Source organism: Maribacter sp. UH1, from assembly GCF_056839145.1.
In genome coordinates this window covers 3143534-3158458 of the sequence record NZ_CM166387.1, presented here as the reverse complement: position 1 = coordinate 3158458, position 14925 = coordinate 3143534, and the positions used below count along the sequence as shown (strand labels likewise).

Sequence of the window (14925 nt, the reverse complement as noted above, 5' to 3'; positions counted from 1 at the left end):
TATAAATGTACAAAAGCTTAAAGTAAAAGAATTAAGGTGATTTTCTGTTTATTTCACCTAGCTCCAAATCAATTACAAAATGATTTGAAGGTTCTCCCTTCCTACTTTTTTCAAATATTTCTGCCCATTCTTTTAAATATGAATCATCTATTATTTTTAATTGACTACAGACCATTTCATATTGCTTTAAACGAATTTCACCAATGTCGTCAAATGCCAATTCATCTGCGCTTCTTAATCTATAAAAATCATAAATCATATGAAACCCTGTCCATGTTCTAAAATCTTCAAGATTTAGATGAGCAGATACTAATTCTGTCACAAGACTATCATTATTCTTTGTGGTTGATAATAGTAATTCTGCCCCTGTTTTATTTAAAAATTTTTCAGAGAAATCAACAGGAAAATCATTTGGCAAAAATCGTAATCGCACCAATTCTTTTAAATGCCAAGCAGTAAATTCTTTATAGTTCTTGGTAGACAAAATTTCTTTGTCCCAAATAGTAGAAGCGTCTATTTCTTTTAAATATTCATATTCTTTATTATATAAAGGAAACAAGTTATTAAAACCTTTTACAGATTTCAACACTACAGTTTCTACTTGAAATTTCGTGTTAGATTTTATGGTCAACACCTTATAAGCTGGTGCATAAGCAGCTAACGACGGTGTTTGTATATTGAATAATGTATTGCCATTATTATTTTTTCGTACACCTGTATCATTAATATGCATATGACCACCAAAGTGTATTTGTATACCGGCATTTGCAAATGTTTCTGCAACTTCTTCATTTGGTACTCGATGCAATTGCATTTTACCTTCTCCAAAAAAATGTTTCATTTCTTTTGAAGCATCATCATTAAAATCTATCATTGGGTAATGACTAAAAGCTATCAACACCTTGTCTTTCTCTTTTGCTTGCTCTGCAACCTTTTTTACCCAAGTAATTAAATGTCTTTTTTGTAATAAAACATTGTTATAGCCAATACTTGCACCTGAAAAATCTTTGGCGTTTTCAGAAATCGCAGAGAGTTCTTTATTTGGCATATAAACATTCGCATCTATTGCCAAAAGCCAAATACCCCCTTTTAGCTCTACTAAATAACTGGCATCTGGATGTTTATTAAACTCATCAATCTTATAGGTTCTATTTTCTAAAGCTGAGGCATTTGTTGCTTTTTCAAATGAATAGTTTTCGTAATTGTATTTAGAAAAAGGAGTTTCCCAATACACGTATTCTTTTTGCGGATTAAACCCAAAGGCTGACATTTCGTTTAAAATATCTTTATAACCCCATTTTTTTATTTCAGTCGTTATAATTGGAGTGAGTTGCCCAGCTACAGTATCCTTAATATTTTCAACAGTACTAGTTATAATTTGTTCTTTACCCCCCGCTCCCAGAAAATCTGTTTTACCAGATTCTTGTGTAAATGGTTTAACAGGATCATGATTACCTGTGGTGGCAAAAAATAAGATTCCGTGGTTTTTAGAGTACTTGTTCAAAATCTTCCGTAAACCTTTAACGTGAACGGGTTGACCGTCATCACTAAAATCACCGGGTAATGCTACGTATTTTATTCCTCTGACAACAATATCATCTAAGGCTTCAATAAATGCAAAGTAATTTTCATTAAATATTCTGGTAGATTGCAATTGCGCATTCATAGTTCGAATATTCACAAAGTCGCCCGTTTCTGGGTTTTTGATTCCTTTGTAATCGGCATCTTCAAAATGTGCATAAATATCTTGAAAATGTGCATCTGCAATGAACGCAATTTTCACTTCTACAAATTCCTTTTCCTTTTTATTGCCACAAGAAAGCATCAAACATAGCAGAACAACACATAGAAATCTATACTGCTGTTTTATACTAAATTGATTTATTTTTTGACCGTTTCTTTCGGAAACGCATAGCTCTTTTTCCATCCTCCTAAATCTATCAACACTTGATCTATCATTACTCCAGGGTCTACCATCCATATTTTTAATGTGTGTTTCCCTGCTTTATTTACAATTTGCTTTGCAGATTTTACCGATGCGTTTTTAAGCACATTCTCTTTCCATTCATCACTGCGACCTACAGTTTCAAAATCTACAAAAACCGGTGTAGCATCATCAATAGAAACTGCACAACGTACACCAATTCCATTATATGGAGCATGAGTGGGCACTGCCTGTAAATTCACCTCAACTTCACCAAAATTAAAAGTATAAAAATCATATTCTAAAACCGGACTATTCGCTTTAATTTCTTCCATGTCCACTAAAGGCGTTGCAGTTCTAGGTAGTGCGGTAATTACTTTATTGGTATACCCCATACCTTCAAACAACGTCCAATTTGCTTCTTTACCATCCTTTTTTCGGGTATAATTCTCTGCATTTATAGAGACATAACCTTTATCTTCTACAAAACCATTATAGTTATTTAATGCTTCAAATTTAGGATTGTAGGCTGATACCCCAATGGTGGTAGTTTTCCCCTCTGATTTAAAATCGATAGCGCTATTCACCTTGAAACTTGGCGGAATCAATTGAAAATCGTGCCCTAAAGGAGCTTCTTTTTTATTCTCCCCTTGCGGAATTTTACTCCAATCGATACTTACCCAAATTCGTTTTTCTAAACTATCAGTATTTAAGATTCCTTTACTTTCTGATAGCAGAATCCAATCTGCCTTTGGTTTTGCTTCCCAATTAACTGTACCCTTTCCATTTGCAAAAAGATCAATAAAATAAGTACTGTTCGTGTAGCTATTAAAAACAGGAAGCACATCTGCATAGCTATTAATGACCTTATCGTTAACCTCCATTTGATAGCCTTCTAAAGCTAAACCAAGACTAGCTTTTTCACTATTAGTAACATTTGATGTTGCCGGTTGCGCAAAAACCGGTAGAAAACGCGGGGCCATCGTCATTATATGGTTCCATTTCCCAATTTTAAGCGCTGTATTATAGTAATCTGTTTCTTTGGCAATACGATCATAGGCTTCTTCTGATAATGTTCCAAATGCATTAGCACTCTGCCTACCTTGCTTAGCTGCAAACTTATTCTTAAAACTATACAACCATTTCTGATTTAATTTCGATGCACCAATTACTGGGTAATACACTAATTGATAAAAAGCATCTTTTCTAAATACTGGTATTTCATTATATATATTTTCAGTAGCATCAATTATTTTTTGATAGCTTTCTATACGTCCCGAAACTTCATCACCATAATGGTACTGGGTCAATTCCGTTTCCCCTTCTTTTGTAACAGGTTCAACTTGGCTCCATGCCATAAACTCAGGTCTTCTTATATATGCCAGTCGGTTATTCTCAAATAGAACATCTGTAATTTTAGATGCAGATGCCTCTCCAAATTCGCGCGATGCCCAATTCTTTGTATGATTTTTTATCGACGAACTTTCTTTAAAGTCATCTATATTCCAAGCCATATCTAAAAACAGTTCAATATTATATTCGTGTGGTTTAATATCACCACAGTTCAAGATCCATATATCACGAGATTGAAACTCGTATGCTTTTGACATTTCTTCCCACATTAAAACTGGGTTGGTTGAATTTAACCAGAGATAATCATGTGGTCTTCCCCAATAAGAAGTGTGATAATATACCCCAGCACCACCAGACCTTTTTTGTTCTTTTGGATTGCTTAATTGACGTATATATCCATAATTATCATCGGTCCAAACAAGGCTTATATCTTCAGGTAATTTCAGTCCGCTTTGGTAGTAGTTCAGCACCTCTTTATAAGGCACAAAAGCTTGCGGAATATTCTTTGGTTCTTTCTTCGTTTCCTTTTTTAAGATGGCACGCTGATCGGTTATAACACGTTCTAATAAACTAACCTGTGCATCCGTATCATCTTCGCCAACGATCATTGGTGAGTCATGCTCACCACGCATACCTGTGGTATATATACCTTCCAATTTTGCGGTCTCTTTTACTCTTTTAGTAAATAAGCTCTTAATGGTTTCTGAATTGGTATCATATCGATATTCTCCCATATCGTCATGTTTCCATTCAGTATTTATATTGCTAAGCATAGGCTCGGCATGCGATGTACCGATTACTATAGCATAATCATCTGCAACGAATTTGTTCTCTGGGTAAGAATAAAAAGGTTTGGTACTTGAATGCATGGCAGGCCAAATAGTATTTGCTCTTAACCGTAATAACAATTCAAAAACCTTTGCATATGTTTTAGGACCTATATCACCAATTTCTGGCTCATAATTTAAAGCTGCCCAACGTTGTAATCCCCAATCTTCGTCATTTAAAAAAACTCCTCTATATTTTACGGAAGGAGATTTTGATACTTCTTTTTCTAAAGTAAGAGAAAGTGACTCTTTTTTTTCTGGTGTAACATCTGCCCACCATTCCCATGGAGAAATACCTATTTTTCTTGAAAGTTCTAGTATACCATAGGCAGTACCTCTTCTATCACTACCTACAACAACCAAAGCCTTCTTAATAGTTGATGTTGGGTTTTCAACTATTTGAACACTATAACGTTCCCATTGATTCTCTATCTTAGAAACATCAATTTTACCTATAGCAATCATATCATCAATCCACTTATTTTTACCAATAGTACCGGCAATAATTGTAGGTGTAGATTGATTACTTTTAGTAGAAATTATAGGTTTTTTACCAGTAATTTTTTCAACATCATTGGCAAAAATATCTGACGCTATCGTGACTACTTTTGCATCATTTTTATCTATTAAAATAGATGTTACGGTATTCTCTGCAACAACTGTAAAATTGGAAGTTGTTTGTTTTTGTGCTATTAACAATGACACTTGAAAGCAAAAGAGCAATACAGCTACATTTTTAATTAGGTTATTCTTTCTTAACTTTTTCATAGGTTCCATCTTCAAAAATCACTTTATAATCAGAATCAAATAATGTTGAAGGCAAATAGTAATCTGTAGAAATTATTTGCGCTCCCGATGCCTTTGCTTTTTCAAACTTTTCATAATCATTTGTTCTTGCTTCTTTAGTACTGGCATCTGCCCTTGTACGAACCATATATCCTTTAGAAACCAGTTCTTTTATATACGTTAACTCTTTAATAGGATTGTTTACAATTCTAAATGCCGCTTCTGGATTGCCTTCTTTACTATTCACAAAAAGTACTCTCCCTTTTAGCGATTCATGACCTAATAAGTAGTTATTAATTCTCTCCTCCTTTTCGTCCAGAACAAATAAAAACTTTCCTTTTACGCTGTTTAAGCTTGGCCATCCTTTAGTCAAAATAGCTTTTTCAAGAGAGTTAAAATCCCCCCTAACATCATCAGGAGTGAGTAATCTACTTCCAGAAAAAACACTTTTTATTTCGCTGTCAAGCGCATCTAAAGCATTCTTATCAAACAGTAATGGCTCTCTTGTTTGCGGTACTTTTTGATCTTTAGTATTAACAAGGATGATTACGGGTGTGTGATTTGAATTATTATCTGACCAGTTTCTCAACGCCAATAATCCGTCTTTAAATAAAAGGTAGTGACTTCTAAAGTCAATATCTTGAACATGAAACATTTTTAGTCCGGGTTGTTTTAGCTTTTCTTCCACGTCATAAGCTAAAGGCTCTTGACCAAGAGCTTTTACTATCTCTAACCCTTTTGGCCTAGAAAAATGCCCACCTTTTGGGTCATAAAAAACATCTAATTCTAAATTACGTAAACCTAAATTCAATTGTTGCTCTAAAGAAATATGAGTGTATTGCAAGCTTTGCATTTTCTTTGGCTCAATGGTATGCAAATAGTCATACAAAGGCCCCTCTAAAGCTATTTTATATGAATTATGACTACCTATTATTTGAATATCGCTTAGTTTTACCTCGTTACTTTTACAGCCTACAAATACAAAAACTAAAAGCATTATAAATAAAGTAGCGAGCTGTTTCATTATTATAAGGTTTTTGATGTTTGAAGTCGAATATCTTTAGAAGACGCCCCTATCATAAACTGATACTCTCCCTTTTCAAATGTCCATTGTTTAGAATTTTCATCCCAATACTGCAGGTCATTTTCAGACACTTTAAATTGCACAGTCGTAGATTCGCTTACAGCTACTTGAGTTCTTTCAAACCCTATCAATTTTTTTATCGGTCTTTTTACAGTAGAATTATTTACGGTATAATATAATTGCACCACCTCATCGCCATTATAATTTCCAATATTTTTAATTGTTGCGGAAATTAAAATACTATCATTTGTAGTCTTCACTTTTAGTTTATCATATGTAAACTTGGTATAACTTAACCCATAACCAAAGGGATACAATACATCTCCTTTAAAATACATATACGTTCTACCATTAGACACCTCATAATCATCCATATCAGGTAAATCTGAAACCGACTTATAAAAGGTAAAAGGTAATCTACCCGCAGGGTTATAATCGCCGAATAACACATCTGCAATTGCAGTACCACCCGCTTCACCAGGGTACCATGCATCTACAATTGCAGGGACATTTTCATCCATCCAATTAATAGCCAAAGAACTACCTGCAACCAAAACAACAATTAAATTCTTATTCTCAGCATAAATCTCTTTTAAGTAATTAACCTGATCTTCTGGCAATTCTAATGAAGTTCTATCGCGACCTTCTTTTTCTATAGATTTATTAATACCCATTACGGCAATGACATAATCGCTCTCTTTGGCTACTTGTTTGTCTTCTTTATATAAATCGTCAGTTGTTGTAGGCACTTCCCAAAGCAATTGACAAATAGCGTCGCCTCCATTATCAAAGTACTCTAGTTTTATGGCGTATTTTTCTCCCGCCTTCATATCAATTTCGACCTGATCGGTAGTCATACCACGATTGTGCCATTCATCTACCACCAATTCGCCATTCAACCACATTCTAACACCATCATCAGAATTTACTCCGATTTTATACACTCCTGAGAAGTTAGGAGTTATATATCCGGACCAGCGCATAGATTTATGCCGGAAGTTGGTATAAGGATCTGGTGGGTTATTAACCGGGTCAAAATTCACTACTTTGTCTACACGTGTTTGTGGTGTACCCTCTAAGAATTTATCATCATAATATTCGCCGTACAAACCAGATTCACCAGTTTGGTCATTCACCAAATTTTCGGCTTCAATTAAATTTAGATTTCTAGCAGCCGTTTTCCATTTTACGTACGTAACCTCAGCATTATCGCCAACTTTATTTCTTATACCTTCTAAAGGAGATATGGGTTTAATTACCGGAAGACCACTATAGTCACCAAAAACAACCTGATTAGCATTAAAACCGACAACCGCAATTTTTTTAATATCATTTACATTTAAAGGCAAAATGTCATTTTGATTCTTCAACAAAACCATAGATTGTCTTGAAGTTTCCAATGCCAGTTCTTGATGCTTTTTAGAACCAATAACATCAGGAGAAATTTTGGTATAAGGGTTATTATCAACACTATCAAAAATTCCTAACTTAAAGCGAGCGGTTAAAACCCTTCTCACTGCCTTATCTATGTTTTCTTGAGAAACCAGCCCTTTTTCATATGCCTGCAGCAAGTAATCAGCATAAATATCATCTCCGCATTCCAAATCTAGCCCTCCTTCCAAAGCTACTTTAGCAGCCTGTTCTTTGGTCGTAACATACTTGTGCGATTTCTGAATATAAGTTGGCGCACCACAATCGCTCACAACATAACCCTCAAAACCCCATTCATCTCTTAGAACTGTATTTAAGAGCCAATTATTTGCTGTACTAGGCACACCGTTTAAAGCATTATAGGCGCTCATAATAGATTGTGCGTTTCCTTCTTGCACCGCTACTTTATAAGCAGGAAAATAATATTCTCGTAAAGATTTTTCTGAAATATTGGCATTGTAGGCAAACCTATTTTCTTCTTGGTTATTGGCTACAAAATGTTTTGGTGTTGATACTACCTTTAAATACGTATCATCATCGCCCTGTAATCCCTTGACAAAAGAAACTCCTATTCTACTTGTTAGATATGGGTCTTCACCATAAGTTTCTGGTGTTCTTCCCCAGCGTGGATCTCTAGCCATATTTATTGTGGGGGACCAAAATGTCAATAAATCGCTGTACACATTCTTTTGATCCTTGCCTTGGTTATAGAAATTCCATTTACCTCTAGCTTCATCTGAAATAGCCGTTGAAACTTGATGAATTAAATTTGGATTCCATGTTGATGCCAATGCCACAGCTTGTGGAAAAACAGTAAATCGGCCGCCTTTTACTACACCGTGCAAGGCTTCATTACCATGGTAATAATTCTCTACTTCTAATCTTGGAATTGCCTCTGCCGTAGATATCATCATAGATATCTTTTCTTCAATTGTTAGTCTCTTTATTAAATCGTTCACCCTTGTTTCTACAGGTAAATTTTGATTTTGAAACTCCCATTTATCTTGACTTTGACTTAAAACAGGCAATAAGCAAACAATTATCAAATACAAAAATCTCCTCTTCATTAATCTAGTTCTATGTTACACTCTGATTATTTTGATCTAGTTTATAGGCTTTGCTACCATATTCAAATTCAGCTCACCACTTTTTACAATATCTTCATGCCTTAAACTATTAGCTTCTAATAAAGCCCCATTAAACTCAGCTTCTGATACATAAAAATTAGCCTCACTATTATTGTTCGCTTTAATGGTGAACATGCCACCATTATAATAATCAGCATTCAATTTAATACGAACTTCGTCAAAGATGGGGCTTCCAATTTGGTATTCTGGGTTAGCCTCTGTACCACCGTTCATTTGAAAAAGACCGATCTTCATCAGTACAGCAAGACTGCCCATTAACCCTTGATCTTCATCACCGTTATAACCGGTGGATGGAGATAAGCCGCCAAAAACTGTTTTTGCCACTTTTCTTGACCACAGTTGGGTTAAATCTGGTCTATTTAATTGACTAAAAATAAAAGCAGTCTGTATAGAAGGTTGATTACCAAAATTGATTGGAATTCTGCTATACTCTGGATGCAACTCTACCGAATGCGAGGTACCGGCCGTAAAACCTAAAGTTTCAGCAGTTTCAAACTGTATATTCAACTTTTCAATTGCGGCATCTTGACCTCCCATTAAATTGGCTAAGCCTTTGATATCATGCGGAACAAACCATGTAGATTGCGCACCGTTAGATTCTATAAACCCATTTTCTGCTTGGTATGGATCATAATCCTTTTTCCATTTACCATCAACATCTTTTGGTCGCATCCACCCTATTTGAGTATCGAAAACATTTTTATAATTCTTAGACCTTTTCATGAAATAATCATAATCGTCTGTATGCCCCAATCTTTTTGCCAACTGAGCTAAAGTCCAATCTTGATACGCATATTCCATTGTTAAACTTGCCCCATCTTGATGGCTACCAAATTTACCTTCGGGAATAGGGTACGGAACATAACCTTGATTTATATAATATTTTAAACCACCGCCAACATTGGTTTCGTGCTCATAACCAGATTTCCCCATAATTCCGCTAGGCATATGATTCTTCTTTAAAGCTTTATAAACACCTTCTAAATCATCATTTAAAATGCCTTTTTGAATTGCCGATACCAGAAAAGGTGTAGTGCTTGCCCCTGTCATTACATATGTATAATTACCACCTGACGGTCCCCTTGGCACCAAACCACCATCTTTATAATACTGAAGTAAGGAATTTGAAAATTCATCCATAATTTCAGGATACACCAATCCCCAAAGTGTATTTAATGTCCATTGTGCACCCCAGAACGAATCTGAGTTATAATGATTAAATTTAGGGACACCCTTAGCATCTAATGGCAATTGCCCAACCCTTAACTTATCTCCTGTATTATCAGGATAAGCACCATTAATATCACTTATAATTCTACGTCCTTGCAACGCGTGCCATAAGTCTGTATAAAATCTTCTTTGATCTTGCTCAGAACCACCTTTTACATCTATTCTGCTTAACAGATTATTCCACTCTTTCTTTGCATCGCTTCTCGTTTCATTAAAGTCCCAATCGGGTAATTCAGATGCTATATTGATTGAAGCGTTGGTAACAGAGGTATAAGAAATACCAACTTTCATTAGCACATCGTTTTTATTTCGATCTAAACTAATTAAATAATTACCCGTTCGCTCATCTTTATCTAACGAAGATATTTCAGTGTTTAGTTCCACCTTAAAATAAGCGGTCATTGGTTTGGGTCTTCTATGTGTAGACTCCATAATTATATAACCGGACAGTTCATTTTCAGAAATTTGCTCTAAAAATCCATCTATGTTTTTACTTGGTCCTAAAAGTGTATTCAAATTAAAAAGAAGTCCTTTCTCCTCTTCGTTATCCGGATAAGAATAGTGATGAAAACCTACTCTTTTAGTACTGGTAAGCTGCGCTTTTATTTGATACCTCTCTAATTCAACCTTATGATAACCTGGTATCACTACTTCTGTTTCATGATTAAATTTTGAATAAAAATCATTAAAAATATCTTTTTTAGTTGTGTCATTAATGGTCACTGGCATAACCGAAATACCCGACATTTGCCAAGCATGAATATGACTAAAACCTTTAATCGTATCTGTCTTATATCGGTAACCACTACCCCAGGCACCTCCTATTTGCGTGTCTGGACTTAAATTGACCATACCAAACGGACGACTAGCAGAAGTGAAGTAAAACCACCTTGAATTCTCTGAATCTAATAATGGATAGACCTTAGCAGCATAATCAGTTCCTTCAACAACAACCTTTTTAGTTGTGCTAGGCTGCTCTTTACAAGAAACTAGAAACAAAAGCGAAATAGCCAGAAACGAAATGCTGTTTTTATATGTTTGAATAAATGTCATTAATTTCAATTTACAGGGTCATTTTAGTAAGATTAGCCTCTATTGCAGCTAACATATCATAAGTAGGAAAACCATTATTCTGCCTTCTATTAGCTATAGCGTACCAGTTTTTCCATTTGGTATCGATATCGCCAGAGCTTCTACGGTCAAAAACGATTTTAAGTTTGCTTTTTGCTGTTGGCAACAATGCAATTGCCTCATTCAGATACTTTTTATCTTTAGTAGTCTCATATTGTTTCTTCAATAGAGACATTTTATGAAGTTCAGTTTCAAAAGCTATTAAATCTGAGTATAACTGTGCAGGTAGTAGAATATATGATTGATAGAAGTTAGCGTCTCCATTTATTTTATCATACCCTAATTGTGCCTCTGAAAGTGATTTCTTTAAAACTTCTTTTACTTTTTTGGTATTCTCTATATCGCCAATTACACGATTATAATCATATGGAATTGGAGATTTACCTGGCCGCACTATCGGTGCATTAGAAAGATAAGATACAGCCTCCCTAATTTCCCATAAGTGTTCTACATAGCCTTTTCTACCTTCTTGCGCCTCATGCAATAATTTCATTGATGACACAGCATGTTTAGCAGCTTCGGTAGAAAAATACCGCTGTGTCCATGTGGTATAAAAATTGTCAGCATTAAAGTCTTTGGGGTTATAACACACTTGGCTATATGCCTCTAGATTCAATAGAAATGGTCTATAATTTTGTCCATTTACAAGACAATATTTATCGGCACCGTATTGCTGAAACATATCTTTCATAACCGACTCTACCTTTTCAGGATATGGATTATGTACGGTATGATTCAACCAATAACCTGCATGCATGTAAGTACCAAATTCATAGCTTTTGGTATCTTTTAATTCATGATCAAAAGTGCCAAAACCATGATCAGACCATACTACGGTCCAATCTTTTGGAGGGTTAAAGCCCTCATTAAACATCTCCATACCGTCACTATAACAAATGGCTACTTTAATAGCATCTTCGTTATATTTATCAACCAAGAGACCAAACTCTTTGTAAACTTCGTTGAAAACTTCAATTTTACTTTCTCCACAAGAGCTTTTATATTCCCAATCCCAAACTTGGTTTCTAGGTCTGAGAACAAAAATATCGGTCTTACTTAATGGTGTTTCTTCTAAATAATATTTCCAAGCCGTGAGCCAGTCTTCTCTATATTTAGACCAACAATCTGCCTTGTTCTCATCCATAGGATGTATTTGATAACCTAACTCAAAATCTACTTGAATTTTCATTCCTTTTGATTTGGCGTAGTCGATCATTTTATCCAAATATTCAATATCGATCTGGTAATTAGGGTTCAATTTTTTATACTCAGGTCTTACATAAAATTCTGGTCTACCTAGCATATCAAAAAATTGGATGGCGTTGTAACGTAGGCGTACCAAAGAATTGATCATCTCAGTATAACTTTCCCAATCGTACTCTAAAAGCTTACCCCTATAATTAGCAAGTTCATCGACATCATTTTCAAAATAAGCCAAGATCGGCACCTTTGGTGGTGCAATGGTTTTTGGGGTAAAATTGAAAACATCGACCAAAGTCTTTTTGCTCGGTAGTTTCCCCGTCCAATACTCTAATGGGTCAACTCCTAAAACTTCTTTGCTGTAATCGTAAACCGCATATTGTAGCCCTTCAACATCTGAACCGGCCAATACAATAACCTTTGTATTATTGGCATATGATTTCTTAGACCAAATACCACCACGTGGACCAGGATTTATGTTAGACAATTCCAAGCTATTCTTGGTTACCAATTCTGTAAGTATCGTATTTGAGTCTAGTGTTCCTAACACAAAAACAACTGTATTTTCAGGTATTATAGTTCCCTCTTTTACTATCTGGATTTCTTCTTCCAACACCTTTTCAAGGTCTGTTTTTAAGTCCTTAATTGTAGAAATCTCTACATCTGTAGCATTTTTACCTTGAATTAAGTAAATAGACGATTGCTGTTCTGCATCATTATTACAAGACATGCAGAACATAAGTAATAAGAGAAATGGTATTATTATATTTTTTTTAATCATTTGTTCAGGTCTTTCTATTACTAGAAATTTTGGGCATTTTTTATAAACACAGGTTGACAGCTATTCAGGTCTACAAATTAAATTATGATGATTAGGATATTCTTAGCCATTGGAATATGATAGCAAAGACTTTTAGATTAATGCTATAAAATCTGAATATTGCATGACACAGTTTTGTACCACAGTAAATCAACTTTATACATTGAAATAAAATCAATTATTGAGCTGAGTTCATTTCAGATAAACCAAATGAACTACATTTTAAAAAGTTTGCACTTATTGCACTTGATGTTAAATACAGGCAGGTTTATCACCCGCCTGTATCAACTTCAATTAAAACTAACTACTCAAATATTTAAAGCTTATTATACTATTTAGTACCCAGGGTTTTGAACTAAAGAACCATCTGATAATTGTAATTCATTAGCAGGTATAGGTCTTAATAAATGAATACTACTATCGAAAGCTCCGTGGTCTATTACTTGAGGGTTGTATAAATCTATACGTTCTTCTAACTTACCTGTTCTTTTAAGTACCGCCCATCTGTTTTCCTCGCCGGCAAGCTCAATAGCTCTTTCGTTTAAGATATCATCAATGGTAATTGAAGTATATTCATTTGCCACACCAGTAGCCCTTTCACGTACAATATTGATATGCGATAAAGCTGCCGCTGTATTGCTGGCACCTAAATAAGCTTCTGCAGCAAGCAGATGTGTACCAGCTACCCTAAAAACAAATGTATCTCTGGCACCATCTGTGTCTTCATTGAAATCTTGATCATCGAACTTTTTGAAAATCGGAAAATTAGTACGCTCAATGTTCAACGAGTATAAATAGTTAACTCCTGGCACATCATCTGGCAAACCAAAAAGATATTGATCTGGTTGATATACCCAATAACGATCTAAACGCTCTGCAAGCTCATCAGCATCTAATGCATTTTTTGGATAGTAAACGATAGTATCTCCTGCAACAATATTATCAGGACCATCTGGCTCATCACTATCAGCGATAATAGCGCGGTGAATAGTTGCATCTTCTCTTGTATCATTATCTGCGAACAGAGAATAAAAGAAAGGTGTAGGCATAGCATTAAAACCACTTACCCCATAAGGTGTTGTTGTTCTATTTACACCTGGATAGTTAAAAACCTGGTTCATAAATAATGAATGCTTGTTATTACTCTTATCCGCTGTAAGCCCACTAGTGCCATATTGTATGGCAAACAAGATCTCATCATTTTCTTGGTTATCATAATCAAACACCTCTCCAAAAGATTGGCTACGTATATCGTAACTACCAATTGCCTCTTCTGCAAGTGTAGCAGCAGTATTAAAATCCTCAGAACTACCTGCAGCGGTATATGCTCTTGTTAAATAAACTTGCGCCAATAAATGTTGTGCCGCTCTTTTAGAGAACCTTCCTGTACCAGGATCATCTAACAAAACTGGTATGGCCGCTTCCAAGTCCGTAATGATCTGTGCGTAAGTTTCTGCTTCGCTAGATCTTGCATAATCTGTACGTATGGTCTGTACTTCTTCTAACTCAATTACAACACCACCATATTGTTGAACCAAATTAAAGAAGGCCAAAGCCCTTAATGCCTGTGCTTGTGCAATACCATAATCTCTTTGACCCAAATTGGCATCACTCCAACTAATTTGTTCGGTATATCTACTAATTACGGTATTCGCCTTACTTATAACATTATAGTTATTAGACCATACAGACAAACCTTCACCTGAGTTAAGGTTGAAATAATCATTTGTTGCATTAAAGGCAAAGACCTCACTTTTACTTGCAAAAATATCAGTACCAAAGAATTGATAGGTATAATCACGATACACATCACGCAAACTACTGTATACCCCAACAACTAATTGATCAGCATTATTTTGGTCTATAAAATTCTCTGATGTAATATCAGAAAAAATATCTTCTTCTAAATAATCGTTACAGGCGTACGTTAGTGAGAGGGTAAGTGCCACTGCAACAACCTTTATGTTTTTATATAGTTTCATCTTTATTTT

Annotated in this window: 7 protein-coding genes; all 7 read right to left on the bottom strand. The window is 35.0% G+C overall.

Annotated features, from left to right (window positions below; translation table 11 throughout):
* Positions 1–31: 31 nt before the first annotated feature.
* Positions 32–1927, bottom strand: a complete 1896-nt coding sequence (locus UH1x_RS13735) for a metallophosphoesterase (protein WP_482622318.1) — start codon at positions 1925–1927, stop codon at positions 32–34.
* On the bottom strand, positions 1882–4872 hold the full coding sequence (locus tag UH1x_RS13730; protein WP_482622317.1) for a glycosyl hydrolase 115 family protein: 2991 nt from the start codon (positions 4870–4872) through the stop codon (positions 1882–1884). The genes UH1x_RS13735 and UH1x_RS13730 overlap by 46 nt, the downstream gene beginning before the upstream one ends.
* A complete protein-coding gene (locus UH1x_RS13725) occupies positions 4850–5914 on the bottom strand; it encodes a phosphatidylinositol-specific phospholipase C1-like protein (RefSeq protein ID WP_482622316.1) in 1065 nt (354 codons plus the stop codon). The genes UH1x_RS13730 and UH1x_RS13725 overlap by 23 nt, the downstream gene beginning before the upstream one ends.
* Before the next feature lie 2 nt (positions 5915–5916).
* The gene (locus tag UH1x_RS13720) at positions 5917–8472 is read right to left on the bottom strand and encodes a glycoside hydrolase family 3 protein (protein WP_482622314.1); all 2556 of its coding nucleotides are present in this window, start codon (positions 8470–8472) and stop codon (positions 5917–5919) included.
* A gap of 36 nt (positions 8473–8508) precedes the next feature.
* Positions 8509–10836: a GH92 family glycosyl hydrolase gene (locus UH1x_RS13715; protein ID WP_482622312.1), complete on the bottom strand. Its 2328-nt coding sequence runs from the start codon at positions 10834–10836 to the stop codon at positions 8509–8511.
* Positions 10837–10846: 10 nt separating this feature from the next.
* Positions 10847–12844 carry a glycosyl hydrolase 115 family protein gene (locus UH1x_RS13710; RefSeq protein WP_482622310.1) on the bottom strand — a complete coding sequence of 666 codons (1998 nt, stop codon included), beginning with the start codon at positions 12842–12844 and terminating at the stop codon, positions 10847–10849.
* 425 nt (positions 12845–13269) lie between these two features.
* Positions 13270–14916 (bottom strand): RagB/SusD family nutrient uptake outer membrane protein, encoded by a 1647-nt coding sequence (locus tag UH1x_RS13705; RefSeq protein ID WP_482622308.1) that lies wholly within the window; start codon positions 14914–14916, stop codon positions 13270–13272.
* Positions 14917–14925 lie beyond the last annotated feature (9 nt).